We start from the raw sequence: 26,167 nt of genomic DNA, 5'->3' as shown, positions 1-26,167 counted from the left end.
CTACGGCGAGTGAGCAGGTGGGGTGCCTGAGCAAGCAGTGGCCGGGGGGAAGGAGAACTCTGTGGAGACACCGGTCGAGTCGACCCGGGAGAGGTTGCTCAACGTCGCCGAGCAACGATTCGGAGAAGGGGGTTACGAGGGGACATCGCTGCGCGCCATCACGGTCGCGGCGGCGGCGAACATCGCCGCGGTCAACTATCACTTCGGTTCGAAGGAAGCACTGCTGCGGGCGGCGGTCGCCCGCGCGATGGCGCCGATCAACACCGAACGGCGGCGCCGGCTCGACCAGTTGGAGGCGAGTGGGCTGCCGGCACCGGAGCAGCTGATCCGGGCGTTCATCGAGCCCGGCCTGGAACTGGTCCTGCGCCGCGGCGAGCGCGGTCCGGTGGTCGCGCGGTTCATCGGCCGGATCGCGTTCGATCCGAGCCAGCGGATTCGCGAGCTGTACGCGGCGGAGTCCGATCCCGTCGAGAAGCGGTATCTGGCGGCGCTCCAGGCCGCGCTGCCGCACGCGACGCCCGAGGCGGTCGCGTTCGGGTACGTGAACATGCTCGGTCTGCTCGCCCTGCACCAGTCGCAGGCGCTGTCGCGAGCACCTGGCGTCACGGAGACCGAGGATCCCGGCAAGCTCGCCGAGAACCTGATCACCTTCCTCGTGGCGGCCTTCGACAACGGCCTACGGTCCTGATCCGGAGGCGTCCGAAACCCGTGGCACCCTGCCCACGGATTCCGGACGCAACTGAACCAGAAAGGCCAGTGGTCTGGTCGAAGGTGTCCGAAGATTGCTCATGGATGTTCGGACTGCCTGGTAACGCTGCATAATGGCGCTCCGTGGACCCCTGTGAAGTCGTGGTTGCCGTCGATCTCGGTGGAACCCGGATGAAATGCGGCCTGGTCGCCGCCGACGGTGCCGTGCTGCACCGCGAGACCAGGCCTACGCCCCGGGAGGCCGGGGGCCGCGCGGTGCTCGACGCGCTGCTGGAAACCGTCGTCGAACTCGGCCAGAAGGCGACCGCCGACGGCCATATCGTGCGCGCGATCGGCGTCGTCGTGCCCGGCGTCATCGACGCCGCGACCGGCACCGTCGGCGCCGAGAACCTGGCCTGGGTCGGGATGCCGGTGCTGGCCGAGATCATGGCCGCGGTCGGAGACGACGTACCGATCGTGCTCGCCCACGACGTCCGGGGCGGCGGGTACGCCGAACTCCGCCAGGGCGCCCTGGTCGGCACCACGAACTCGATGTTCCTCCCGCTCGGCACCGGCATCGCCGCGGCGATGGTGATCGACGGTTCCCTGGTCAGCGGCGACGGGTACGCCGGCGAGCTCGGCCACACGAGGTTCATCCATGGCGACGCCGCCGAACTCTGCGCGTGCGGCCAGTGGGGCTGCCTCGAGACGGTCGCCTCCGCGGCCGCCCTGGCCCGCCGGTACGGCGCCCGCACCGGACGGACCGTCGACGGCGCGCGGGAGGTGCTGGAGCTGCTCGCGGCCGGCGACCCGGACGCCGCGCAGGTCTGGGACGACGCGCTGCGGGTGCTGGTCGACGCCCTCGTCCTCTACACGACCCTGGTCGCGCCCACGCGGATCGCGATCGGTGGTGGACTGGTCGGTGCGGGCGAGACGCTGCTGCAGCCGCTGCGCGACGGGATCCACGCGCGGCTGACGTTCCAGCGCGAGCCGGAGATCGTCGCCGCCGTACTGGGCGAGGAGGCAGGCTTCATCGGCGCTGCCCGGATGGCCTGGGACCGCGTGGAGGCCGACGAGAAGGGGACAACGGCATGACGACGTATCGCGTGGGCCGGCTGGTTACGCCGGACGACGTTCTCGAGAACGCCTGGATCCAGGTGGTCGACGAGGACATCCGCGCGTTCGGCCGCCGCGCGGACGGGATGCCCGCCGACGGCAAGCGGCCCGAGGACCTCGGTGACGTGACGGTGGTGCCGGGGTTCGTCGACATCCACACCCACGGTGGCGGCGGGTCGACGTACTCGACCACCGATCCGGAGGAGGCGCGCAAGGTCGCGGCCTTCCACGCCAAGCACGGTACGACGACCACCCTCGCCAGCCTGGTGACGTCGCCGCTCGACGACCTGGTCTCGCAGACGGCCTGTCTGGCGGAGCTGATCGAGGACGGTGTGATCGCCGGCGTCCACCTGGAAGGTCCGTTCCTGTCCGAGGCCCGATGCGGCGCGCACGAGCCCACGTTGTTGCGGCCGCCGCTGAAGGACGACGTGGCGAAGGTGCTCAGCGACGCGGTCAAGATGGTGACGATCGCGCCGGAGTTGGAGAACGGCCTGGAAGCGATCCGTCAGGTGGTCGACGCGGGCGCTATAGCGGCGCTCGGGCATACCGACGCGACCTACGAGCAGATGATCGCCGGCGCCGACGCCGGTGCCAGGGTGGCGACGCACCTGTTCAACGGGATGCGGCCGTTCCACCACCGCGACCCCGGTCCGGTCGGCGCGGCGCTCAACGACGAGCGGTTGCTGCTCGAGGTGATCAACGACGGCCTGCACGTGAATCCGCAGGTGGTCCGGGTCGCCCTCGCGGCCGCTGGGGTGAACCGGATCGCGCTGATCACCGACGCGATGGAGGCGACCGGGATGCCGGACGGCCGGTACAAGCTCGGGGGTCTCGAAGTCGACGTCAAGGAGGGCCTGGTGACACTGGCCCACGGCAAGCACTCGATTGCCGGCAGCACCCTGACGATGGACGTTGCCTACCGCAACGCGGTGACGGCCGGGGTGTGGCTCGTGGACGCGTCCCGGATGGCCTCGACGACCCCGGCGCAGACGTTCGGATGGTACGACGTCGGCTCGATCGAGGTCGGGAAGCGGGCGGACCTGGTGCTGCTGGACGACGTGTACGCCGTTCAGAAGGTGATGCGGGCCGGCTCGTGGCTGGACTGATCGGGACCGTCACCCTCAACCTCGCGCTGGACGTCACCTACGAGGTCGACTCGCTCGTGGTCGGCGGAAGTCATCGCGTCGCCGCGATCCGCCGGCGGGCCGGTGGCAAGGGTGTGAACGTCGCGCGGGTGGCGGCGACGCTCGGGCATCAGGTGCTCGTGCTCGGGCTCGTCGGTGGGATCACCGGGGAGCTGGTGGCCGAGGAACTGTTCGACGCCGGGCTCACCGCGCTGCTGACCCCGATCGCCGGCGAGACCCGCCGTACCGTTGCCATCGTCAACGGCGCCGACGGGGACGCGACGATCTTCAACGAAGCCGGTCCGTTGGTGAGTGGGGACGAGTGGCGCGCGTTCGGCGACCGGATGCCGTGGGGGCGGCTGGGTGTGCTGGCCTGCTCGGGAAGTCTCCCGCCCGGGTTGCCGGCCGACGCGTACGCCGAACTCGCGGTCCGCGCGCGGCATCACGACGTACTGACCGTGATCGACGCGGGCGGTGCGGCACTGACCGCGGCCGCGAAGGCCGGTGCGGTGGTGCGATCGAACGCGGCCGAGCTGCGGGAAGCACTCGGGGACACGACGGTCGAGGACGGCGCCCGGCAACTGGTCGGGCTCGGCGCGACCGCGGCCGTGATCACCGACGGCGCGCGCGGGATGGTTGCTGCGAGCAACAAGGGTGTCTGGCGGGCGTTGCCGGTGGAGCAGGTCACCGGGAACCCGACCGGCGCGGGCGACGCGTGTACGGCGGTGGTCGCGGCAGCCGTCGCGGAATCGCCGGACCCGGACTGGTCCGTCGTACTCAAGTCGGCCGTCGCCGCATCCGCCGCCGCGGTGCTGACACCCGTTGCCGGGGACATCGATCTCGCCGCGTACCGCCGCTGGCAACCCCAGGTCACCGTCAACTCGTCGCCCACCGCACCTCCATCACCTTCGCCTTCCGGGGCACCTCCGGTCACGTCTTAGCTAGGGAGAAGTTCAATGCCATTGGTATCCGGGGCCGAGGTCGTGCTCGCTGCCGCCAAGGCCGGTCGCGGGGTCGGTGCGTTCAACGTGATCCAGCTCGAGCACGCGACCGCGCTGATCGCGGGTGCCGAGCAGGCCGGCGCGCCGGTCATCCTGCAGATCAGTGAGAACGCGGTGAAGTACCACGGCACGCTCAAGCCGATCGGAGTCGCGACGCTGGCCGCCGCGGCCGCCGCCTCCGTGCCGGTGGTCGTGCACCTCGACCACGCGATGGACCGCGACCTGGTCACCGAGGCGGTCGCCCTGGGCTTCACCTCGGTGATGTACGACGCCTCGAAACTCGAGTACGCCGACAACGTCGCGACAACGACCGAGGTCACGGCGTACTGCCACGACCACGGCGTCTTCGTCGAGGCCGAGATCGGCGAGGTCGGGGGCAAGGACGGTGTCCACGCGCCCGGCGCCCGCACACGCCCCGACGAGGCCGTCGCCTTCGCCGAGGCCACTGGCGTCGACGCACTAGCGGTCGCGGTGGGCTCCTCGCACGCGATGACCGAACGGACGGCGCAACTCGACTTCGACCTCATCGCGGACCTCAAGGCCGCCGTCGCGGTCCCGCTGGTACTGCACGGCTCCTCGGGTGTAGCGGATGCCGACCTGACCCGGGCGGTCGAGTCCGGCATGACCAAGGTCAACATCGCCACCCACCTCAACAACGTCTTCACCGCCTCGGTCCGCCAGACCCTGGCCGCCAACCCGAAGCTGGTCGACACTCGCAAGTACCTGGGCCCGGCCCGCGACGCCGTGGCCGCCGAGGTCGCTCGGCTCCTCGGAGTCCTCAGGGCGGTCTGAGCACTACCCCAACGATGCGCTGCCCCGCACCCAGTGGGCGCGCAGGTTGTCACGGGCGAGCCGCACCTGCTCGCGGGCTTCCGGGTCCGGTACTTCGAAATCCTCCATCAACCGGGTGAGCGCCAGCTCCATCGCCGCCACCAGCGCGTCCTCCTCGGTGAGCTCGGACTCGGCGACCCCGCGCAGCCCGGCGGCGAGGGCGGTCAGGCCGGCCTGCTCCTGGGCCGTGAACCGCAGCCGGATCTCGATCGTCGTGTCCACTCGTCCTCCTCGCGGCTTGATAGGGTCATGGTGCAATGCAACGACCATGTTGCACAAGAGTGCGGGGTGAGGTCGATGACGATCGCGGTGGACGAGACGCTGCGCGCGGCGACCATCGCCGTACTCGGCGAGCACGGCTGGTCCGGCGTCACGCTGGAGCGGGTGGCAGAGAAGGTCGGCCGATCCCGGGTCACCCTGTGGCGGCAGGGGCTGACCGTCGAGCTGCTGCTGAACGCGCTGCTCGACGCGCTGGCCGAGGACTACCGGGACAGCATGTGGCCGGTGCTGGCCGGGTCCGGTTCGGGCCGCGAGGGCCTGGTGAAGGCGGTGGAAGCCTTGTTCGAGGTGATCGATCGGCATCTGCCCCTGATGCTCTCGTCCGACCTGGTCTTCCACCAGGAGCAGGCGCGCAACGGCCCGGTGTCGTTCCTCGATCCGTTCGAGCGGTTCCTGCGCGAGGGTGAGGCGGACGGCACGCTGCATCCGCACGGACGGGTCAGCGACGTCGCCGAGGTGCTGATGGTGTCCGCCGCCTTGACCTACGTGCACATGCGCGGCCGGCACCACTGGTCCCGGACCCGGTCCCGCCGGCTCACCCTCGACCTCGTGCTCCGGGGCGTGCTGAGCTTCTGAAGCATATCAATTGCATTTGATGCAACGACCGTGTTTCACTGGCGGCATCAACAAGCTTTGGAGGACCGCCATGACTCTTCCCTACGCCGAACCGCTGACCCGGCTCGAGCCGCAGCCCCGCGTGATCCCCGAGCCGCCCCGGGTCGGTGAGCCCGGTGGCGACCCGTGCGGACTGTGCAAGTGGCTGGCGAACTACGACGAGTCCGAGCACGAGTCGCCGCTCTGGGCCGACGAGAACTGGGCTTTGTGCCGGGCCACCGGCGTCACGATTCCCGGGGTGGTCTGGCTGGCCAGCCGGGGCCATCACGACTCCTTCGCCGACCTGCCCGACCCGGTCGCCGCGAGCTACGGTCCGGTCGTCGCCCGGATCGAGCGGGCGATCCTGGCGCTGGGCGACATCGCGCGGGTGCATGTCTATCGGTGGGGCGACGGCTTGGCCCACTTCCACGTGTGGTTCTACCCCCGCCCGCTGGGCATGCTCGAGGCCAAGCGGGAGATGCTGCCGCTGTGGGCCGACCTGCTGCCCGAAGCACCCAAGGAGGTCGTGGCCGATGCCGAGCGAAAGATCGCCGCGGCGCTGGCGGCGAACAGCTGACATGACTGTGCTTTTGGCCGGGCCTTCGGCGCCGGCGGGGTCACGGGGCCTTGGTTCCCGCCCTTCCCTCGTCGCTCCAGTCGCTTCGCTCCCTCCGCTCCTCAGTCCAGGGCGGGAGGCCCCATGACCTCACCTCAGCCTCCGTTCGGTCCGGACCCCGCGCAGTCCGGGCCGGGACAAGCAGGGCCCGGTCTGGTTCGGCGGCTTGGGGTGACCGATGCCGTGGTGATCGGGCTGGGCTCGATGGTCGGCGCCGGCGTGTTCGCGGTCTGGGAGCCGGCCGCTCAGGCCGCCGGCTCCGGACTGCTGATCGGGCTGGCGCTCGCGGCGGTCGTTGCCTACTGCAACGCCGCATCCTCGGCGCAGCTCGCCGCGGTCTACCCCGTCTCGGGTGGGACGTACGTGTACGGGCGCGAGCGGCTGGGGGAGTGGTGGGGGTTCGCCGCCGGCTGGTGTTTCGTGGCCGGGAAGACGGCGTCGTGTGCCGCGATGGCGCTGACGTTCGCCACCTACGTCGTACCGGGCACCGAATGGCTGCAACGACTTCTCGCGCTCGCGGCGGTGATCGCCCTCGCCGCGGTCAACTACCGTGGCGTGACCAGGACCGCCCGGCTGACCAGGATCCTCGTCGCCTGCACTCTGACAGTGCTTGCCCTGGTGCTGATCGTCCTCTTCACCGGCGAGCCGCACCGTGACCTGCCGTCGCTCGCGGGCGCCTCGCCGTACGGCGTTCTGCAGGCAGCCGGACTGTTGTTCTTCGCGTTCGCCGGGTATGCCCGGATCGCGACCATGGGTGAGGAGGTCCGGGACCCGGCGCGGACCATCCCGCGCGCGATCAGTATCGCCGTACTAGTTGCTATCGGCATCTACCTGGCGGTGGGGGTCGCGCTGTTGCGAGTCCTCGACCCGGCGTCGACCGCAGCGCCCCTCGCCGCCGCGGTCGACACCGTCGGCGCGGCCTGGGCGTCCCCGATCGTCCGGGTCGGCGCGGCCGTCGCCAGCCTCGGCGCGCTGCTCGCGCTGATCGCCGGCATCGGCCGCACCGCCCTCGCGATGGCGCGCAACCACGATCTGCCCGGCTGGCTGGCCGCCGTACACCCGCGCTTCCAGGTCCCGCATCATGCCGAGATCGCGCTCGCCGTGGTCGTCGGCGTCCTGGTGCTGACCACCGATCTGCGGGGCGTGATCGGCTTCTCGTCCTTCGGTGTCCTGCTGTACTACGCGATCGCCAACGCGTCCGCCTTCACCCAACCGGCCGATCAACGTCGCTGGCCCCGCGCCCTCAACGTGATCGGCCTGGTCGGTTGCGTCGTCCTCGCGGTCACCCTCCCCTGGACCTCCGCGGTGGCGGCCGCCGCACTCCTCGCGCTCGCCCTGATCGTCCGAGCCGTCAGGACAGGTCGCGCCGGATCCGCCAGAAGCTGAACCCGATCAGCGCGAACGCGGCCAACAGGAACAACCCGAACTCCCGCCACTGCAGAGCCCAGAACCGGTCCGCGGTGAAGTACTTGATGTGCTGCCGGTACCCCTCGTCGGCCAGCCGCTGGTAGCAGGCGGCGGCCTTGTCCGACACGCTGCCCTGGCTCGACACGGTGGCGCCGTCCGCCGCGGGAGGCCTCGGCGCACAGTCGATCACCCAGCTCGGCAGGGAGCTCACGGTCTTGCCGGCCTTGTCCACGGTCTTGTCGGACAGCTTCCACGCGCCGACTGCTCCGGACGCGACCTCCATCTGAATCACCCGTGGATTCGGCCCGTCGCCGCTGAGCCCGAAGCCACGGATGTTGTCGGCGGTCGCGACGATGTACTTCTCCGTCGGCGCGAGCAGGTGTGGCCGGATCAGCGTCGGAGTGACGACCTGCACCAGGATCACGGCCGCCAGAGTGATCGCGAGCGAGACCACGGTACGGCGAACCACCAGACCCACCGCGACCCCGAGAGCGAACGCGAAGGCGGCGTACCCGACCGGGACCAGCCCACGCGCGGAGAAGATCGGCGGGAACATCCGGGGCAGGTAGGTGTTCGAGTCCTGCCCGGCGTTGATCGCGTCGTCGATCGGATCGGCCCACCAGGTCACGGCCAGGCTCAGCAGACCGGTGATCGCGATCGCGGTCAGGCCGGTGAACGCCACCTTGGTGGCGAGCCAACGACGCCGGCCGATGCTCTGGCTCCACACCAGCCGGTGGGTGCCGGTTTCCAGCTCGCGCGAGATCAGCGGTGCGCCCCAGAACGCCCCGATCACCGGTGGTGCGGCGTACAGCAACACCTGACCGACGATGTACAGCAGGGGGTTGAGGCGCTGGAACCCGAGGTTCTGGATGAATTGGGTCGTCAGCCGCCGGTAGTCGTCGGCGAGCCCGGGGCCGGTGAAGGCGAGGATGATCGCGGCCGCGACGATCACCGACGCGACCACCAGGAACTGCACGCGGAACTGCCGCCAGGTCAGCCAGATCATCGCTGCACCTCCAGGACCGGGCGCTCGGGCTGGACGTCGCGGCCCATGTAGGCCAGCACCAGATCCTCGAGCGTGAGTTGGGTGACGTTCCAGGCCGGATCGAGGATCGGCTGGTCGGTCCGGATCAGATACGTCGACTGCCGGTCGGTGTGGCTTTCGGTCACCACGTGCTGGTCCCGCGGCAGGTCCTTCGCGTCGCGTCGCGGTCCGGTCAACCGGCGGTGCGTCGCCAGCAACGTGTCGATCTCGCCGCTCACCTGCACGCGCGAGTCGACCAGCACGATCAGGTAGTCGCACGAGCGCTCGACGTCGGAGACGAGATGCGACGAGAGAACGACACTCAGCTCCTGCTCGGCGACCGCCTCCATCAGATCCTGCAGGAACTCCCGCCGTGCCAGTGGATCGAGCGCCGCGACTGGTTCGTCGAGGATCAGCAGGTCCGGGCGCTTGGCCAGGCCGAGGGTCAACGCGAGCTGGGCCCGCTGGCCGCCGGACAGCTTGCCGGCGCGCTGCTTCGGATCGAGCTTGAGGTGCTGAATCCGTTGCTTGGCAAGGGAATCGTCCCATGCGGGGTTGAGCCTGGAGCCGAGTTTCAGGTGCTCGGCGACACTCAACCGGCTGTACGTCGGCGTGTCCTGCGCGACGTACCCGACCTTGGCCTGCTGCGTCCCGGCCGGCGCACCAAGCACCTCGACCGAACCCGTGGTCGGGTTCAACATTCCGTCCGCCATGTTGAGCAGGGTGCTCTTACCGGCACCGTTCGGCCCGACCAGCCCGACAACATGCCCGGCCGGTACCTCAAGGTCACAGTCGGTCAGCGCCCACCGGCGGCCGTATTTCTTACCCAGACCCCGGGCCTGCAGAACGGCGGTCATGCTATCTCCTCCACGGAGGCGGACCGAAACGTCGTCAGGAACAGCGCCTCGATGCTCTCGTCGTCGAGGCCGGCCTTGCGTGCCTTGGTCAGCCAGCGGCGGAGGTCCTGCCGCAGCGGGCCGTGGGCGGCCAGCGTGTTGTCGGTCAGGGTCCGGGTGACGAACGTGCCCCGTCCGGGCCGAGCCTGGACCAGGCCTTCGTGCTCCAGCTCGCGGTAGGCCTTGAGCACGGTGTTCGGGTTGATTGCCAGCGCCGCGACGACGTCCTTCACGGTCGGCAACTGGTCCCCCTCCCGCAGCAGGCCGAGCCGCAGCGCGTTCCGGACCTGCTGAACGATCTGCTGGTACGGCGACACCCCCGACCGCCCGTCCAGATGGAACTCGATCATCTCCAACCCCATTCATCTAGTTACCTAGCACTATAGATGTACTGGGTGACCGGTGGTCAAGGGAGGAGGACGTGCAGCACTCACCAACGTCGCCGGGAGCGTGATTAGCGAGGTCGGCTGAGCGTGGGGTGGTGAATGGTGGGCTGGTTGGTGAGTGGGGGAGGTCCGGGTCAGCGGATGGCGTCGTACCGCCGGAGGGCTTCGCGGCGGGCGTCGGCGTGGTCGACGATCGGGTCCGGGTAGCCGTCGGCGCCGCCGTGCTTCCAGGGTTCGTGGGCGGTCTTGCCGTCGAGGTGCCGCAGCTCGGGCACCCAGCGCCGGACGTACTCGCCGGCGGGGTCGAACTTCAGTCCCTGGCCGACCGGGTTGAAGATCCGGAAGTACGGCGCCGCGTCCGCGCCGCAGCCGGCCACCCACTGCCAGTTCAGCGAGTTCGAGGCGAGGTCGCCGTCGCGCAGCGACCGCAGGAACCAGCGCGCGCCGAACTTCCAGTGCACATGAAGGTCCTTGACCAGGAACGACGCGACCACCATCCGCACCCGGTTGTGCAGGAAGCCGGTCGAGGCGAGCTGACGCATGCCGGCGTCGATCAACGGGAACCCGGTCCGGCCGGCACACCAGGCGTCGAACAACGCGCCGGGTTCGTCGTACTCCATCCGCTCGAACTCCGGCCGCAGCGGCTTCCACGCGGCCTCGGGATGCTGCGCCAGCAGGTCCGCGCAGAACTCCCGCCAGGCGAGCTCGCGGCGATACGCGTCCGCGCCGGCTCTGCGCGTGCGGGCCAGATCGGCCAGCATCGTCCGCGGGTGGATCTCGCCGTACTTGAGGGGGATCGACATCCGCGAGGTGCTGTCGAGATCGGGTCGGTCCCGCTCGTCGTCGTACTGCGCAACCCGCTTCAGGTACTCCTGCCACTGCTCGAGCGCCGCCTGCTCACCAGCGCCGTCCACCCTGCTGTCCGGCAGCTCCTCGCCGGCCGCGTTCACCCACTCGACCCTCGCCGGGGCATCGACGGGCTTCCGCCACCCGTGCTCGAGCCACGCGCGGAAGTACGGCGTGAACACCTGATACGGCCGCCCTTGCTGGTTGAGGATCCGCCCAGGCGCGATCGCGTACGGCGATCCCGTCGCCACCAGCGGACACTTCAACGAGGCTTCAACCTGTGCGTCCCGCGCCTGTCCATAAGGCCCGTGATCCGCGCTGACGTGCACGCTGTGCGCGCCGACCTCCGCGGCGAGGGCCGGGATAACGTCCACCGGATCACCCCGCCGTACGACGAGCCGGCCTTCGAGCGAATCGGACAAGCGGTGCAGGGACGCCACCAGGTGCTCACGCCGTGGGTCGCCCGCGCGATCCCACAGGCGCGAGTCCATGACGAAGACCCCGAGCACCCGGCCGTCACCCGCGGCCACGGCGTCGAGCAACGCCGGGTTGTCGCTGAGCCGGAGATCCCGCCGGAACCACATCACCGCTGTCACGTCTCGCATCCTTCAGCAGTACCCACACCAATTGGGTAAGGCTTGCCTACATAGGTGACAATGGGTGTCGTGAGCGAGCTGATCGATACCACCGAGATGTACCTGCGGACCGTCTACGAGCTGGAAGAAGAGGGGATCCTGCCCCTGCGGGCGCGGATCGCCGAACGGCTGCACCAGTCCGGTCCGACGGTCAGCCAGACGGTGGCTCGGATGGAGCGCGACGGCCTGATCAAGGTCGAGGGCGATCGGCACCTGGAGCTCACCGACGTCGGCCGCAAGCAGGCGGTCCGGGTGATGCGCAAGCACCGGCTGGCCGAGCGGTTGCTGGTCGACGTGATCGGCCTGGAGTGGGAGGACGTGCACACGGAGGCGTGTCGCTGGGAGCACGTGATGAGCGACGCGGTCGAGCTGCGGCTGCTGAAGATCCTCGACAACCCGACCGAGTCCCCGTACGGGAACCCGATCCCGGGCCTGGAGGAGCTCCAGACCAGCGGTATTGCGAGCGATATCGGCGAGTTCCGGATCGGCGTCGAGCCGCTGGACAAGGTGCTCGACCAGGCCACCGGCGACAGCGTGCGGGTGCTGGTCCGGCGGATCGCCGAGCCGGTGCAGACCGACGACGACGCGATGGCCGTGCTGCGCAAGGCCGGCGCGCTGCCGGGCCGCGAGGTGGACTCGACCCTGGACGCCGAGGGCGTGCTGGTCGGCAGCCGCGAGGCCGGTGGCGTGATCAGCGACGAGACGGCCGGCCACATCTTCGTGAGCCTGGTCTGACGTTCAAAGCTGTGTTAACGCTGAGCACTCGATGCGGTACGTCGGGTGCCCAGCAGGTAGCCTCTAGCCGCAATGTCTGAGAACGCGATCGACTGGCCCGAGTATCTGCGAGAGTTCCACTCCGCGACTCCCGGCAGCACCGAAGCCCTGTTGTCCCGAGCGGTGGCCGGGGACCACACGCCGTACCGCTGGCTGGTCCGCGCAGTGTCCGGCGAGGCCAAGCGCGTGCTGGATCTCGCCTGCGGCAACGGCCCGGTCTCCCGCGAGCTCCACGGCCGGTGGGTCGTCGGTGTCGACAACAACCCGGCCCAGCTGGCCGGTGCGCCCGGGCCGAAGGTGCAGGCCGACGCGCTGCACCTGCCGTTCGCGAACGAGGTCTTCGACGTCGTCACCTGCTCGATGGGCCTGATGGTCCTGCAGCCGCTGCCCGAGGTGCTGGCCGAAGCCGGCCGGGTCCTGCGGCGGGGCGGCGTACTGGCCGCGATCGTGCCCGCGGTGCGGCCGCTGCGGCGCGGTGACATCCGCACGCTGAGCGGCCTGACCACGCGGCTGCGATCGACTCCACAGTTCCCGGCCGGTGGCGAGATCACCGAGCTCAAGGACCAGTTGCACCACGCCGGTTTCGACGTGATGGAGAGCCAGCGCGAGCGGTACGTGTACACGATCCACAGCCGCGACGACGCCCGCCGGCTGGTGAACGCGCTCTACCTGCCCGGTACGCCGGACGTCCGCCGCGACACCGCGGCCGGGTGGCTCGCGGACCGGGCCGAGTCCAAGGACGGCCTCGAGGTCGCGATCCCGATCCGCCGGATCACCGCGATGCGCACCAAGCTCGCACTGACCGGTTCCTGAACCAGGGCTTACGGCGCGCCCCGCGGTCTGTACCGTGTGCCTGTGGGTGCGCTGAGCTGGTCCATCCGGACGGTCGACCGGGCGCTCGACGGTGAGACGATCTACCGCGAGCTGCTGGCCGGTGAACCCGTCGCGTTCTGGCTCGACGGCAGCCTGACCGACCGGGCCGTGCGCCGCGTCTCCGTCCTCGGTACGACGCTGGGCCCGGCCGCGGAGGTCGTCGTCCGGGATGTTGCCGATGGCGATGTGTTCGCCGAGCTGAACGCGTTGCTGGCGGGGCGGTCCGCCGACGTACCGGCTGAGCTGGCGGGGCTGTTCAGTGGTGGCTACGTCGGGTACTTCGGCTACGAGTTGAAGGCGCTGACCGGGGGAGCGGCAGCCCACGAGTCGCCGGCACCGGACGCGCTGTGGATCTGGGCGAACCGATTCGTCGTCATCGATCACGACGACGACGTCACCTACCTCGTCGCGGTGGACGAACCCGGTGCCGGCGACGACTGGCTGGCGCGGGCGGAGCGGGCGGCCGCCGACTGGTGGATGGGCAGCGTCGAGGTGCCCGCGATCGCGACGCTCGACCTGGAAGCACATCTCGAGCAGGGCCGGTCGACGTACCTGGCCGGTATCGCCGCGTGCAAGGCCGCTCTGGAGGCGGGGGATACCTGGGAGATCTGCCTGACGAACCGCGTCCGGCTGCCGGCGGTGCCCGACCCGTTCGAGTTCTTCCGCTGGCAGCGGGCGGCCAACCCGGCGCAGTACGCCGCGTTCCTGCGGTACGGCGATCTCGCGGTGGCGAGCTCGTCAGCGGAACGTTTCCTGACCGTGGACGCGGACGGGTGGGCCGAGTGCCGCCCGATCAAGGGCACCGTGCCACGCGACCCGGACCCCGCGCTGGACCGGCTGGCCGCGAAGGCACTGGCCGAGGACGAGAAGACCCGGGCCGAGAACCTGATCATCGTGGACCTGATCCGCAACGATCTCGGCCGGGTGAGCGAACCCGGGACGGTGCAGGTGCCGCGGCTGATGAACGTCGACACCACTCGCTCGCTGCACCAGCTCGTCACCACGGTGCGCGGCCGGCTGCGGTCCGGGGTGACCGCGGTCGACGCGGTGCGGGCCTGCTTCCCGCCGGGGTCGATGACGGGTGCGCCGAAGATCCGCACGATGGAGATCCTCGACGAGCTCGAGTGGAGCGCGCGTGGCGTGTACTCGGGTGCGCTCGGCTATCTCACCGTGGACGGCCGCGCGGACCTGAGTGTTGTGATCCGGACAGCGGTGCTGACTCCGGACGAGACGATGATCGGTGCGGGGGGTGCGATCGTGCTCGACTCCGAGCCGGTAGCGGAGTACGACGAAATGGTGCTGAAGGCAACGGCAGCCGTCGGCGGGAACGCCGCGGCCGAAGGGTGGGGGAGATGAGTGGTTTGCAGGTGGCGGATTCGTTCCTGGTCGCCAACGGCACGGTCCGGGGGATCGAGCTGCACCGGGAGCGGTTCGTGCGGTCGTGTGCCGCGGCGGGGGTCGACGCCACGGGCTTCTGGGACGAGCAGGTCCAACGGTTGCCCGGCTTCGGCCGCTGGTTCCCGCGCTTCGAGCTGCACACGTCCGGCGAACTGGCGGTCCAGCTCCGCCCCGCACCACCGATCGGCGGCCGCGTCCGCGTGGTCGTCCACGAGGGTCCGGACCCCCGGGTCAGTCCGCGCGTGAAAGGTCCCGACCTCGAACTGCTCGGCAAGCTGAAGGAGTCCGCCGCGCACCGCGCCGACGAGATCCTCCTGCTCGACCAGGACGGCACCGTCCTCGAGGCGGCGTACTCCGCCCTCGCCTGGTGGGAGGACGACACCCTCTGCTTCACGCCCTCCGACCGCCCCCTCCTCCCGTCCGTCACCGCCGCGTTGCTCCGCCAGATCGCCACCACACAAGGCGTCCCGGTCGCCGAGCACCCCATCACGCCGCGCGATCTCGAAGCCACCACGGAGGCCTGGCTGGTGAACGCCCTGCACGGGATCCGCCCGATCCACGCCTGGTCCGACTCGGCCATCGACCCTCTCCCCAACTCCCACTCCACCCCCTGGCAACACCACCTGGAGTCCCTCGCCCAACCCCTCTGACGCCAAGTCGCCATCTGGGGGAGTCCACCCCTCGCCCGGTGGGTTGCCCCCCGAGAATCCGTGGGGGCAACCCACCAACTCGGGGGGTTGACCGGCTCTTCTGCTGGATGTGTGGGCGAGGTGAGCCAGGCTGGCCGGTGTGCAGCTCGACAGGTGGTGTCGGTCCAGGGTGCTGGTCGGGCGAGGTATTCACGCCTGGCCCCGCCGGCCCGGCAGGGGCCGGGGTGGAGACGTCCTGTCGAGCTGCACACCCTCAGCCTCCGTCCGCACTCCCCGCAAGCCGCCGTCCGCACTCCGCAAGCCGCCGTCCGCACTCCCGGGCTGCGACCGTCCGCACCCCGATCAGCCGGCACCGGCGGGCATGTGCGGTGACTGGACGGGTTCGTCTTGCCGGTGGTGGGACTGTTACCGGTCCCGGGGCTGGGACACCGTTTGGGCGCCTCGGACAGGCTGTGCCGTGTCCGAGGTCCCCACTGCCTGTCCGAGGTCGGGCCTGGACGACCGGGGTCGGGCGCCGCTGGCCGAGAGCCTCGACCAGACGGGGTGCGCGGGGACCTGGCATTTCTGATTCCCGCGCACCAGGGGCTGTCTCAAGTCACCGGACCCGGGTCCGCCCGCCGACGAGGACGTGGCCGGCCGGCCACACCTCGAGCAGCCGGTTGACCCCTGAAATGGGCCCGCGTGGTCCGGACATCCGGCCCGCCTGATCGCCGTACCGACTTGCCCTCCGCCCACAGCTGAGGGTCAACCCTCACCTGGTGGGTTGCCCCCTGAGAATCCGAGTGGGCAACCCACCAACTCAGGGGTTGACCCCCGAACAGGCCCGGGAGTGCTTGCTAATGTGATATCACTTTGCTACCTTTGGGCTATTCGAGAGGAGCTCGTGATGGTGGATGTGGCGGTGGAGATGCCGAAGCCCAAGGTGACCGAGCGGGTGGCCTGGCAGCTCAACGGGTGGCCGATGGCCGGGCTGGCGTTCGCGCTGGTGGTGGGTGGAGTGGTGTTGTTCATCGCCGGCGCCGGGCCGGGCAATGGCGTGCTGATCACGGTCGGGATCCTGGTGTTCGTCGCGGGCGTGATCGTCGCGGCCGGACTCACTCCGGTGGCGCCGGGGCGGGCGCGCGTGCTGCAGATCCTCGGGCGGTACGCCGGGACGATCCGCATCGACGGTCTCCGCTGGGTCAACCCGATCGCCACCCGCAAAGAGGTGTCCACCCGGATCCGCAACCACGAGACGGCCGTTGCCAAGGTCAACGATGCCGACGGCAACCCGATCGAGATCGCCGCGGTGGTGGTCTGGCAGGTCGAGGACACCGCGCAGGCGATGTTCGAGGTGGACGACTTCGTCGAGTTCGTCGCGATCCAGACCGAGACCGCGGTCCGCCACATCGCGAACAGTTATCCGTACGACGTGCACAGCGACGACGACGTACTGTCGTTGCGGGACAGCACCGACGAAATCACCGAGAAGCTGTCCGCCGAGATCGGCGCCCGGGTGCAGGCGGCCGGCGTTCACGTGATCGAGTCGCGGATCACCCACCTCGCGTACGCCCCGGAGATCGCCCAGGCGATGTTGCGCCGCCAGCAGGCCGGTGCGGTCGTGGCGGCCAGGCAGCGGATTGTCGAGGGGGCGGTCGGCATGGTCGAGCTCGCGCTGGACCGGCTGTCCGAGCACGAGGTGGTGGAGCTCGACGAGGAGCGCAAGGCGACCATGGTCAGCAACCTGCTGGTGGTGCTGTGCGGCGATCGTGACGCCCAACCGGTGGTCAACGCCGGCACGCTCTACCAGTAAGCGGCCGCCGTGGCCGCCGAACGCAAGAAGATCCTGCTCCGGCTGGATCCCGTGGTGCACGACGCGCTGGCCCGCTGGGCGGCCGACGACCTGCGCAGCACCAACGCTCAGATCGAGTACCTGCTCCGGCGGGCGCTGGCTGACGCCGGCCGGCTGCCGACAGGCGTCGGTAAGATCCGCCGCCCGGGCCGTCCGGCCAAGGAGGAAGATGATGAGTAGGACACTGGTGACTCCGCTGAGGCGGCCGCCGACGCCGGCGAGGCGTGTGCCGCGCCGACGGAAGGCAGTTGCGCTGGGCAACGCAAAGGCCCCGGATGCCTTGGCTGCAAGGCTTTTCCTGCTGGCCTACGATCCGGAGCGCGGGCGGCTGGTGGGTCGATCGAAGCTCGGGAAGTTGCTCCGGGCCGCGGCTCTGACCGACCTGCAGCTCAACGGGAACCTTGCCGACGACAACGGCCGGGCGAGGCTGACGATGACGGCCGCACCGTCCGATCCGGTGCTCGCCCTGGTCCTCGAGGACATCCGCGCCGTCGGCCCGCGGAAGTGGCGGCACTGGGTCGACCGACGGCAGCGCGCCATCGTCCGCGAGGTCCGCGACGACCTCGAGCGCGCCCGCATGATCAAGGTCGAGCCGCATCGCATCCTCGGCCTGATCCCCGCCGACCGCATCACCCTGCGCCACCCGCTGGTACGACGCCAGATCCTGCAGAGCGCGCGCGACACCCTGCGACCGTCGCGCCTGGTCACCCGCGTGGATCTCCGGGACGCCGCGATCGTCGTCCTGGCGTCCACGGCAGACCTACGGACGGTCGTCACGAAGGAGCAGCGCATCCGCCACAAGGACCGGCTGACTCAGTTGGCGGTCCGCGTCGGTCCCGTCGTACCCGCTCTGAAGAGGTCGCTCCAGCAGTCGCAGTATTCCGCGGGCGGCTGACCCCGAGGGGCGCTACGGTTCGTTACTCAAGTAACTAACCCAGGAACCGAGGAGGGGGCCGTGGTGTTCGACGATCGGAGTCCGATCTATCTGCAGATCGCGGAGCAGATCAAGAACGACATCGTCACCGGCGCCCTCGCCGAGGACGAGCAGGTGATGTCGACGAACCAGTACGCCGCCTTCTACCGGATCAACCCGGCCACCGCGGCCAAGGGATTCGCGCAGCTGGTCGACGAGGGCGTGCTGTACAAGAAGCGCGGGATCGGGATGTTCGTCAGCCCGAACGCCCGCGACCTGCTCCGCACCGGCCGGCGGGACTCGTTCTTCGCCGAGGTGGTCGACCCGATGATCCACGAGGCCAAGGCCATCGGCGTACCACTCAAGGACGTCATCCAGCACATCCGCACCGAAGGTCGTGGCTGGTGATCCCACGCCTACTGCGCGGCACTCGGCACGGCAGCTCGCCGCACTGGAGCAAAGGCCACGATGGAACCACATCGAGGCCTTCACTCCAGCACGGCGAGCTACCGCACCGAGCACCTGCTCGCCACGGCGTGGGATCACCAGCCACGACCTACGGAGACTCGTGATGAGGACCCTGGAAGACACCGCCCTGACTGTGCGCACGGAGGACCTCTCGGTCCGGTTCGCGGGGGTGCCCGCGCTCGACCGGCTGGACCTGCGCCTCGCGCCCGGCAAGATCCACGGACTGCTCGGCCGGAACGGATCCGGCAAGAGCACGCTGGCCGCGACGCTGGCCGGCTTCCGGCGGCCGGACGCGGGCCGGGTATGGATCGAGGGCGGCGACCTCGGTACGGCGCAGGAGCCGTACGAGAACGCGGTCGTGACGAGCCGGGTGTGCCTGATCCGCGAGTCCGGCGACCTGATCGACGCGGCGCTGGTTCGGCATGCGATCGGACTCGCCGCGAGCCTGCGCCCGTACTGGGACAACGAGCTCGCCGGCGATCTCCTGGACCGCTTCGAGGTCCCGTTGAACAAGAAGGTGCAGAAGCTGTCCCGCGGTAAGAAGTCCGCGCTCGGGGTCGTCCTCGGCCTGGCGAGCCGGGCGCCACTGACCATCTTCGACGAGAGCTACCTGGGCATGGACGTCCCGTCCCGGAACCTGTTCTACGACGCTCTGCTCGCCGACTACGCCGAGGTGCCGCGCACCATCCTGCTGTCGACCCACCTGGTCAGCGAGGTCAGCACGATGCTCGAGGAGGTGGTCATCCTCGACAACGGTCGCCTGGTCACCCAGTCGCCGGTGGACGCGTTGCGCGGCCGTGGTGCCTCGATCGTCGGCCCGGCCGCGGCGGTGGACGAGTTCACCGCAGGCTTCACGGTGCTCGCGGAGGATCGGCTCGGCGGCACCAAGTCCACGACGGTCCTCGGCGACCTCGATCCGGCTCTGCTCGCGCAGGCCGCCTCATCCGGTCTCGAGATCGGGCCTGTGGGCCTGCAGGAGCTCTTCGTCCACCTGACCGTCCCGACGGGAGGCCACTGATGAGCGCTGCACTCGACAACCGCACGCGTACGGCCGAGCAGGCGGTCGCTCGTGCGGCCCTGCCGCGTGGTGTGACGAATGGCCATCGGCTGCGCCGGATCCTGCTCGCGATGTGGGTCGGGATGCGGCCGATGCTGGTCGGCTACTGGATCGTGATGCTGGTCGGCTTCCTGATCGTCGGCATCGGGATCAAGGCCGCGACCGGCGGAATCGACCACAGCACCTGGGATTACGGCACCCAGTCGCCGAAGTACTTCTCGATGGCGGTCGGCATCATCATCACCCCGGCGTACCTGACCCTGCTGATCGCTCAGGGCATCACCCGGCGGCAGATGTCCGTTGCCGTGAGCATCTATCTCGCCGGCGCCGCGGCCGCCACCGCCGCGCTCTGGGTGGTGGTCTACCAGGTCGAGCATCTGATCTACAACTGGCAGGCGTGGAATCAGGCGCTCGCCAACCCGCACCTGTTCACCAGGACCTCGCAAGTGGGCCTGATCTTCACCGAGTTCTTCCTGCTGATCCTGTCGCACGAGGTGGCCGGGTGGTTGCTGGGGATCACGTTCGTCCGGTTCGGCTTCTGGCGTGGCGTGCTGCTCCTGCCGCTGTCACTGATCCCGGCCGCGGCCGCCGAGTTCCTGCTCGTCGCGCAGTGGCTCGCGGACGTGCTGAACGGTCTCGGCTATCGCCGTCCACCACTGGCCGTCGCCGTACCATCCGTCCTCGTGGTCAGTGCTCTCGGTCTGTACGCCGGCTATCTCGTACTGCGACCGATGGCGATGAAACAAGCGAAAGGCTGAGCGATGTTATACACAGGGGGTGTGTATAAGTCGGCCGTTTTCTGTGGATGGTCAGGCGGTCACTGTGGATGACAGGCACCGGCTCGCGAAGTAGTCAAATCTGTTGGCAGGGAAGGGTTGTGCGACCCTGGCCCGCGGCGGTAGAAATGTCGACACGCAACTTCTGAAAAAGGGGTGGCGGGTCGAACGGAAACCGAGGACCTTCACGGTGGGGATCCCCACCGAGGTAGACCGGTGACGGGGTCTGCCGGCCTCTACGGACCCGTTCGGGAGGCTGGAGACGTCACCTTCCTTCAGCTAGCGGGGCCCCTCCGACTCATACTCGGAGGGGCCCCGCCTCGCGTCGGCACGACACTTGTGTCCTGTAACGGCACCAGCAGGTATCGATAACCGTGGGTCGGGCAACAGAAAGCCGGCCGGCGTACAGAACGGTTGTGCGCCGGCCGGCGATCCGGGGGTCGTGCCGTACCGGCCACCGACCCCGCGGTCTCAGGCGAGGGTGATCTTCAGTGCCGAGGACGCACCGCGCGCCGGCACCTGCACCTCCACTCCCCGCGTCGTCGTGACCAGCTTGTACGTCGCGGTCCGGCCGTCGAGGGTCACGTTCTTCACCGTCGCACCGGACGGCAGCACCGCACCGATCGTGACCGATGCGCCGACACCCTTGACGGTCACGTCGGTCCGCAATTCCTTACCTGCAAGGCGTGCCGAGACATCGACCGATCCGCGGCCGACCCGGATGTTGCTTCCGGCCACCTTCTGCTGACTCTGCGGCAACTGCGGGATCACCGAGACCCGGCCGTGCCCCAGATCGGGGTCGACGCCGAACTGCTGGTGGATCACCGGCCAGAGGATGCCGTACGCGCCCCAGGCCTGCAGCGCCATCGAACGGTCGTAGAACGGCCGGCCGATGTTCGCCGGGGAGTCCGGCGACGGAGCGATCTCCGGCATCGCGCCGGGCGTCTCCCACACCGTCGGGTCGAGCTGGATCCGGGCGTTGCCGGTGGTGTACACCTGCTGCTGCTTCGTGCCCAGCCGACCGAAGTTGCCTTCGGCAACCGCCATGATCGAGGTGTTCAGGCTGAAGATGGCGCGCTCGCTCTGCACCTGGGAGACAACCGAGTCGCACGCGTCGCCCTTGTTGCCGGCCGGATCGGAGGTCGGCCCGGTGCCGGTATGGAAGAGCCCGAATTCCCCTGTGTAGCAAGACGTTTCACGCTGGTCGAGGGCAGTCTTCGCGTGATCCGCCGACGCGAGTGGGGCGTTCGACCGGCCCGGCCGCACCAGCACCGCTTCCATCGGTGTGACACCGATCCAGTGCCGCTGGAAGATCGGCGTATTGTCGTTCGCCGGGTCGGTCGGGCTGTCGACGGAGTCGGCGTACCCCATTGCCTGCGGGACCCACCACTGCGCCTCGAAGCGGGACTCCAGGTCGTTCGCGCGGGTGGTCGCCCACTGCTGGACCGTGGTGTCGTGCTTGGACGCGGCCAGATCCGCGAGGTCGCGCAGACCGCGGGCGAGATACACGGTGCTGTCGAGTTTCTCCACGCCCATCCCGGCCCGCTCGACGTTCGCCAGGCCTTCCGGCCAGCCGTCGCCGTCCTTGTCGAGCTCGCGGTAGACGTACTGCAGGTTGCGGACGCTGAAGTCGTACATCTCGTCGCGGAACCTGTTGTCGCCGGTCCACCGCCACAGCAGCGCGACGGTGCTCGGGAACTTCACCGTCTCGTCGGTGTTACCCGCACTCTGGTTGGAACCGAAGTACACGTCACCGGTCGGGGTCACTTCGTGTGCGACCTTGCCGCTGCGGTTGTTCAGGATGTCGCTGACGTCGCGCAATGCGCGCAGGTGCTGCTTCACAGTGTCGAACTGACCGGCTGCGACGGCGGCGTACGCGGTGTACTCACCGTCGGTCGCGAACAGCCACGGATAGTCCGGGAAGCCCGCGCCGAACCAGCGCGCGGTGTCGACCGTGCCGACCGGCGCCGGGTAGTCCTTGCCTTCGTTGACATCGCGGATCTTGAGGTTGTGCGCCTCCTGGACGGAGTCGGCGAGGTTCTGCTTGCTCCACTCGACGCTCTGCTGCAGTAGCCGGTCACCAGGAAGGTCCACCGCGGACTGGGCGTCGATCTGCTTCCGCTCGGAAGCCTTTGCCTTGAGCAACTTCTCCGGGTTGCTCAGTGCCTTGCCGTACTCGCGCTGCGCCGCCGACGCACCCTGGTCGGAACCGGCCACCGCGAACCAGATCGTCTTCTGTTCACCCGGTTTGAGGCTGACGTCGTACGTCAGTTGCCCGCCGGTGCCCTTGCCGACCAGCGAGTCGTCACACCGCGCGGGCGTCGTCCCGTCGGCGGGGCAGATCACCGCCGGGTCCTGGGGACCGCGGTGGTTCGGCCCGAGTGCGTGGGCCGTCGGACGCAGGGACGATCCGACGAACGCGGCGTAGTCGTGGGCGGTCGCGTTGGGATACGACGGTGTGCCCTGCTCCTGGAAGCGGAGTGCACCGTCGGCGTACGCGCCCGTGTCCGGGAGGTTCGCGTCCGCCGCACCGGGTGCGGTCCAGCCCCACGGGTAGGACTGCATCAGCTCGGAGTGCGCGTCCACGGCCAGCTTGACCGTCTTCGCCGTACTCGAGCTGAGCGTCAGGCCGACCAGCGTCGCGCGGACGCCGTCGGGGACGAAGTCGGTACGACGGACGTCGACGGAACCGGAGTAGTCGATCCGGCTGTAGCCGTGGCCGCTGGTGTACTTCGCGGCGGCGACGTCCTTGCCGAGCCAGTTGCCGTCCAGGCCGAACCAGAGCCCGTCGAGCAGCTTGATCGGCTGGGTCCAGAACCCGCCCATCTCGCCGCGGATGTGCCAGCCGCTGGCCGGGTACAGCCCGCTCTCGTCGCCCATCGCGTAGGCGCGATCGCCGACGACGAGCGACCGGCGGTCGGCCAGCCGTGTCGTCTCGGACAGCTCGGACGATCCGCCGGTCTGAGCGGCGGCGGCCGTGGCGCCGGCAGCCGAGCCCGCGGTGGCCGGACCGGCGGCTGCGCCGGTGGTGGTCGGGCCGGCGATCGCGGACGCTGTGCTTGCCAGCACTGTGGCGGTGCCCAGCAAGGCGATGCCGACGGTCTTGCGGACCGGTTTGCGGCGCGGTGGGGACGCACTGCGTCGGGGGTTGGGATGGGGAGTCATGGCGGTTCCTCCTTCTCGCGGCGCTCGGGGTTGCGCCGCATCAGCCAGGGGCTGAGCTGCCCCTGATCACCAGTTCGGGTTGCAGCAGGCGTTCGATCGGTGCCCCGGAATCGGCACCGGAATCGGCACCGGAATCAGCGTCGGTGCCGGCGGCGATCAGGATCGTGATCAGCTCGGCGGCGATCCGGTCCATCGGTTGCCGCAGGCTGGTCAGGCCGGGGGACACGACATCGGCGAGAGGTGAGTCGTCGAAGCCGGTGATGCCGACGTCCCGGCCGGGGGTGAGGCCACGGCGGCTGAACTCGCGGAGCCCGCCCAGCGCGAGAATGTCGCTCAGGGCAACGATTCCGTCCGGCGGCCGGTCGGAGTCGAGCAGATTCGCGGTGGCGCGGGCGCCCTCGTCGAGGCTGTCCTCGCGGCACCGCACCGACAGGCCCGCGGTCGGCAGGCCGAGCGCCTTGCATTCGCTGCGCCAGCCGCCGAGACGGTCCTCGGCCAGGCCGGACGACTTCGGCCAGCCGATGAAGGCGATGCGCCGGCGGCCGGTCTCGTGCAGGTGCCGGACCGCTGTGGCGGTGCCGGCCGCGCCGTCGACGTCGACCCATGGGCCGGGCTGGGTAGTCTCCTTCCAGACCCGGCCGAAGGACACGAACGGGATCTTCTGGTCCTTCAGCCAGCCGTGCCGCGGATCGTGGGTCTCGGTCTGCGACAGCACGAACCCGTCGACCATGCGGCGCGCGTGCAGATCGTCGTACACCTCCATACCGTCGACGCCGGCCGGCGCGGTGAACAGCAGGATGTGGCGGCCACTGCCCTCGGCCGCCGCACACAGGGCGTGCAGGAACTGGTCCATCACCAGATGGGTCTGGTTCGGCCAGTTGGGCACGCAGTACCCGATCAGTTCGACCGCGCTGGTGCGTAGGCTGCGGGCGTTACGATTCGGCCGGTAGTTGAGCAGTTCGATCGAGCGGTTGACCCGTTCGAGCGTGTCCGGGCGGAGCCGCTGCGGCGCGTTGAGCGCGTTGGACACCGTCTGCACCGACACCTCGGCGTGGGCGGCGACCTGCTTCAACGTGGCCACGGCAACCTCCCACGGGGTTTGAACGTTAAAAACACCCGCAGTCTCCCGCGCGACCCTCGTCGTGTCAACGGCTCAGAGCGTCGGCGGTCCCGGCCTGACGATCGCCGCCGTCTCGTCCGGCGGGAGTGGCGGGATCCATCGCCCCCACCAAGTCGCTCCCGCCGCGGCGAAGGCCGCCGGATCGCCCCCGCTCACCTTCACGTCGAACCAGCCGGCGGCGGTCCCGGCGGTTGCTTGACGCTCCGCCAGCAACTGCCGCGCGTCGTCCGGCGTGATCTGCTGCGGTGCGTCGGTCGTGCCCTTGTAGGCGCAGCTCCCGTCCCACCGAAGGATCCTGCGCCGGACCGCCGGGACGAGCATGTTCCCACCGATCCAGATCGGGATCCGCGGCTCCTGCACCGGCCGGGCCGTCAGCTGCACGTCGTCGAGCCGATAGTGCCGGCCCGCAAAGCTCACCGGACGCCCGGTCCACAACCGGTCGATCACGGTGAGCCCTTCGTCCAGCATCTCCGCCAGCTCCCTCGGCGCCCGCGGAGGCATGAACGGATCCCCAGGGTCACCAATCCCGACCCCCAGCACGAAGCGCCCGTTCGACAGATGATCCAGCGCGACCGCCTCGGCCGCGACCTTCCACGGACTACGCCGGGGCAGCGGTGTCACCGTCGTACCGATCCTGATCCGCGAGGTCGCCGCAGCCATCGCGGCCAGACAGATCCACGGGTCATACGTCGGCTGGGACGCATCCCCCTGGTAGACGAGATAGTCCTCCAGGAACAACGCGTCCCAACCCGAGTCCTCCACGGCTCGCGCGAGCTCCGCGAGCCCCCGCGGATCCCGCCCCCCGCCGACCGCCCCGACCGTCACCGAGAACTTCATGCAGCGACCCTAGCCAGGCCCACCGACACCCACCCAGCTCCACCTGTACGGAAACAAATCGGCAGCTGGTGACGAATTCTTTCCGCAAAGCGGTCAGGCCAGGTGACCGCCGTCGATCGTCAGTTCGGTGCCGGTGATGTAGGCGGCAGCCGGCCCGGCCAGGTAGGTGACGGCGGCGGCCACCTCGGCCGGGGTGCCGAAGCGATCGAGGGCGAGGGCTCCGATCTGGGCTTGCGCGAAGGGGCCGTCGGCCGGGTTCATGTCGGTGTCGATCGGGCCTGGCTGGACGACGTTCGACGTGATGCCGCGTGCGCCGAGTTCGCGCGCGAGTCCCTTGCTGAACCCGACCAGCGCGGCCTTGCTCATCGCGTACAGCGTCATCCCCGGACTGGTGACCCGCCCGGCGGCGCAGCTACCGAGGTGGATCACCCGCCCGCCGTCGGACAACCGCGGTACGGCGGCCTGCGCGGCGGCGTACGCGCCCCGGACGTTGATCGCGAGCACCCGGTCGACATCGGCCAGGGTGAGCTCGGTGATCGGGGCGATCGCGCCGACGCCGGCGTTGTTGACCAGGATGTCCAGCCCGCCGAGCCGATCCGCGGCCCGCCGTACGCCGTCCGCGACCGCCACCGCGTCCGCGGCGTCGACCTCGAGCGCGAACGCGCGCCGCCCGAGCGCCTCGATCTCCTTCACCACCTTGGCCGCTGCGTCGGCGGAACTCTTATAAGTGAATGCGACGTCGGCCCCACGGTCTGCCAGTGCGATCGCCGTCGCAGCGCCGATCCCGCGGCTGCCGCCCGTCACCAGGGCCTTCTTGCCAAGTAGTTCGTTCATGCCTCCAGTCCACCGACCTGCGCGGACCG

Annotated in this window: 27 protein-coding genes; 18 read left to right on the top strand and 9 right to left on the bottom strand. The window is 69.6% G+C overall.

All coding sequences use genetic code 11. The features are described from left to right. Positions 1 to 61 precede the first annotated feature (61 nt). From OG558_RS04560 to OG558_RS04540, 5 genes are all read left to right on the top strand, one after another. Complete coding sequence (locus OG558_RS04560; protein ID WP_329481847.1) at positions 62 to 688, top strand: TetR family transcriptional regulator; 627 nt, start codon at positions 62 to 64, stop codon at positions 686 to 688. A gap of 143 nt (positions 689 to 831) precedes the next feature. Continuing rightward, on the top strand, positions 832 to 1,782 hold the full coding sequence (locus OG558_RS04555) for an ROK family protein (protein WP_405069099.1): 951 nt from the start codon (positions 832 to 834) through the stop codon (positions 1,780 to 1,782). Then, positions 1,779 to 2,909, top strand: coding sequence for an N-acetylglucosamine-6-phosphate deacetylase (gene nagA, locus OG558_RS04550; protein ID WP_405069098.1), 1,131 nt, complete (start codon positions 1,779 to 1,781; stop codon positions 2,907 to 2,909). The genes OG558_RS04555 and nagA overlap by 4 nt, the downstream gene beginning before the upstream one ends. After that, positions 2,897 to 3,868 (top strand): 1-phosphofructokinase family hexose kinase, encoded by a 972-nt coding sequence (locus OG558_RS04545; RefSeq protein WP_405069097.1) that lies wholly within the window; start codon positions 2,897 to 2,899, stop codon positions 3,866 to 3,868. Before nagA ends, OG558_RS04545 begins: the two co-directional genes overlap by 13 nt. A gap of 15 nt (positions 3,869 to 3,883) precedes the next feature. Continuing rightward, positions 3,884 to 4,720, top strand: coding sequence for a ketose-bisphosphate aldolase (locus OG558_RS04540; protein ID WP_405069096.1), 837 nt, complete (start codon positions 3,884 to 3,886; stop codon positions 4,718 to 4,720). A 3-nt stretch (positions 4,721 to 4,723) separates the two neighbouring features. Here the strand turns inward: OG558_RS04540 and OG558_RS04535 are convergent, their stop codons facing one another. After that, the gene (locus tag OG558_RS04535; protein WP_329481838.1) at positions 4,724 to 4,981 is read right to left on the bottom strand and encodes a hypothetical protein; all 258 of its coding nucleotides are present in this window, start codon (positions 4,979 to 4,981) and stop codon (positions 4,724 to 4,726) included. 75 nt (positions 4,982 to 5,056) lie between these two features. Between OG558_RS04535 and OG558_RS04530 the strand changes: the two genes are divergently transcribed. The 3 genes from OG558_RS04530 (at position 5,057) to OG558_RS04520 (ending at position 7,634) form a co-directional block, all read left to right on the top strand. Beyond that, positions 5,057 to 5,614, top strand: coding sequence for a hypothetical protein (locus tag OG558_RS04530; protein ID WP_329481836.1), 558 nt, complete (start codon positions 5,057 to 5,059; stop codon positions 5,612 to 5,614). 70 nt (positions 5,615 to 5,684) lie between these two features. After that, positions 5,685 to 6,209, top strand: coding sequence for a hypothetical protein (locus OG558_RS04525; protein ID WP_405069095.1), 525 nt, complete (start codon positions 5,685 to 5,687; stop codon positions 6,207 to 6,209). 123 nt (positions 6,210 to 6,332) lie between these two features. Continuing rightward, on the top strand, positions 6,333 to 7,634 hold the full coding sequence (locus OG558_RS04520) for an APC family permease (RefSeq protein WP_405069094.1): 1,302 nt from the start codon (positions 6,333 to 6,335) through the stop codon (positions 7,632 to 7,634). Here the strand turns inward: OG558_RS04520 and OG558_RS04515 are convergent. The 4 genes from OG558_RS04515 to OG558_RS04500 form a co-directional block, all read right to left on the bottom strand. After that, positions 7,600 to 8,661 carry an ABC transporter permease gene (locus OG558_RS04515; protein WP_329481829.1) on the bottom strand — a complete coding sequence of 354 codons (1,062 nt, stop codon included), beginning with the start codon at positions 8,659 to 8,661 and terminating at the stop codon, positions 7,600 to 7,602. The genes OG558_RS04520 and OG558_RS04515 overlap by 35 nt on opposite strands. Continuing rightward, on the bottom strand, positions 8,658 to 9,536 hold the full coding sequence (locus tag OG558_RS04510; protein WP_405069093.1) for an ABC transporter ATP-binding protein: 879 nt from the start codon (positions 9,534 to 9,536) through the stop codon (positions 8,658 to 8,660). Before OG558_RS04510 ends, OG558_RS04515 begins: the two co-directional genes overlap by 4 nt. After that, positions 9,533 to 9,925, bottom strand: a complete 393-nt coding sequence (locus OG558_RS04505) for a GntR family transcriptional regulator (protein WP_329481825.1) — start codon at positions 9,923 to 9,925, stop codon at positions 9,533 to 9,535. The genes OG558_RS04510 and OG558_RS04505 overlap by 4 nt, the downstream gene beginning before the upstream one ends. A gap of 170 nt (positions 9,926 to 10,095) precedes the next feature. Next, a complete protein-coding gene (locus tag OG558_RS04500; protein WP_405069092.1) occupies positions 10,096 to 11,412 on the bottom strand; it encodes a cryptochrome/photolyase family protein in 1,317 nt (438 codons plus the stop codon). A gap of 60 nt (positions 11,413 to 11,472) precedes the next feature. Here OG558_RS04500 and OG558_RS04495 point away from each other — a divergent pair, with 60 nt between their 5' ends. From OG558_RS04495 to OG558_RS04450, 10 genes are all read left to right on the top strand, one after another. Beyond that, entirely contained in the window at positions 11,473 to 12,177 is a 705-nt protein-coding gene (locus tag OG558_RS04495) for a metal-dependent transcriptional regulator (RefSeq protein ID WP_329481822.1), read from the top strand. A gap of 72 nt (positions 12,178 to 12,249) precedes the next feature. Further along, positions 12,250 to 13,029, top strand: coding sequence for a class I SAM-dependent methyltransferase (locus tag OG558_RS04490; RefSeq protein WP_328526392.1), 780 nt, complete (start codon positions 12,250 to 12,252; stop codon positions 13,027 to 13,029). 42 nt (positions 13,030 to 13,071) lie between these two features. Next, the gene (pabB, locus tag OG558_RS04485; RefSeq protein WP_405069091.1) at positions 13,072 to 14,445 is read left to right on the top strand and encodes an aminodeoxychorismate synthase component I; all 1,374 of its coding nucleotides are present in this window, start codon (positions 13,072 to 13,074) and stop codon (positions 14,443 to 14,445) included. After that, positions 14,442 to 15,137, top strand: a complete 696-nt coding sequence (locus tag OG558_RS04480) for an aminotransferase class IV (protein ID WP_405069090.1) — start codon at positions 14,442 to 14,444, stop codon at positions 15,135 to 15,137. Before pabB ends, OG558_RS04480 begins: the two co-directional genes overlap by 4 nt. Before the next feature lie 886 nt (positions 15,138 to 16,023). Then, the gene (locus tag OG558_RS04475) at positions 16,024 to 16,929 is read left to right on the top strand and encodes an SPFH domain-containing protein (RefSeq protein WP_405069089.1); all 906 of its coding nucleotides are present in this window, start codon (positions 16,024 to 16,026) and stop codon (positions 16,927 to 16,929) included. Positions 16,930 to 16,938: 9 nt separating this feature from the next. Beyond that, entirely contained in the window at positions 16,939 to 17,148 is a 210-nt protein-coding gene (locus OG558_RS04470) for a hypothetical protein (RefSeq protein WP_328526396.1), read from the top strand. Then, the gene (locus OG558_RS04465) at positions 17,141 to 17,863 is read left to right on the top strand and encodes a GPP34 family phosphoprotein (protein WP_405069087.1); all 723 of its coding nucleotides are present in this window, start codon (positions 17,141 to 17,143) and stop codon (positions 17,861 to 17,863) included. The genes OG558_RS04470 and OG558_RS04465 overlap by 8 nt, the downstream gene beginning before the upstream one ends. A gap of 60 nt (positions 17,864 to 17,923) precedes the next feature. Beyond that, positions 17,924 to 18,289: a GntR family transcriptional regulator gene (locus OG558_RS04460; RefSeq protein ID WP_405069086.1), complete on the top strand. Its 366-nt coding sequence runs from the start codon at positions 17,924 to 17,926 to the stop codon at positions 18,287 to 18,289. A gap of 163 nt (positions 18,290 to 18,452) precedes the next feature. Beyond that, on the top strand, positions 18,453 to 19,367 hold the full coding sequence (locus tag OG558_RS04455) for an ATP-binding cassette domain-containing protein (protein ID WP_405069085.1): 915 nt from the start codon (positions 18,453 to 18,455) through the stop codon (positions 19,365 to 19,367). Next, entirely contained in the window at positions 19,367 to 20,164 is a 798-nt protein-coding gene (locus OG558_RS04450) for a hypothetical protein (RefSeq protein WP_405069084.1), read from the top strand. The genes OG558_RS04455 and OG558_RS04450 overlap by 1 nt, the downstream gene beginning before the upstream one ends. A 489-nt stretch (positions 20,165 to 20,653) precedes the next feature. Here the strand turns inward: OG558_RS04450 and OG558_RS04445 are convergent, their stop codons facing one another. The 4 genes from OG558_RS04445 to OG558_RS04430 all read right to left on the bottom strand — a co-directional run bounded on the left by OG558_RS04445 (position 20,654) and on the right by OG558_RS04430 (position 26,138). Further along, on the bottom strand, positions 20,654 to 23,347 hold the full coding sequence (locus OG558_RS04445; protein ID WP_405069083.1) for a glycogen debranching protein: 2,694 nt from the start codon (positions 23,345 to 23,347) through the stop codon (positions 20,654 to 20,656). Positions 23,348 to 23,387: 40 nt separating this feature from the next. Beyond that, on the bottom strand, positions 23,388 to 24,428 hold the full coding sequence (locus OG558_RS04440; RefSeq protein ID WP_405069082.1) for a LacI family DNA-binding transcriptional regulator: 1,041 nt from the start codon (positions 24,426 to 24,428) through the stop codon (positions 23,388 to 23,390). Positions 24,429 to 24,500: 72 nt separating this feature from the next. Next, entirely contained in the window at positions 24,501 to 25,304 is an 804-nt protein-coding gene (locus OG558_RS04435; RefSeq protein WP_405069081.1) for an LLM class flavin-dependent oxidoreductase, read from the bottom strand. A gap of 93 nt (positions 25,305 to 25,397) precedes the next feature. After that, entirely contained in the window at positions 25,398 to 26,138 is a 741-nt protein-coding gene (locus tag OG558_RS04430; protein ID WP_405069080.1) for an SDR family oxidoreductase, read from the bottom strand. Between the last annotated feature and the right edge of the window lie 29 nt (positions 26,139 to 26,167).

It is taken from the genome of Kribbella sp. NBC_01510, assembly GCF_045040325.1.
Classification (GTDB): Bacteria; Actinomycetota; Actinomycetes; order Propionibacteriales; family Kribbellaceae; genus Kribbella.
The sequence above is the reverse complement of the archived record's forward strand: the minus strand, read 5'-3'. Positions and strand labels throughout refer to the sequence as shown.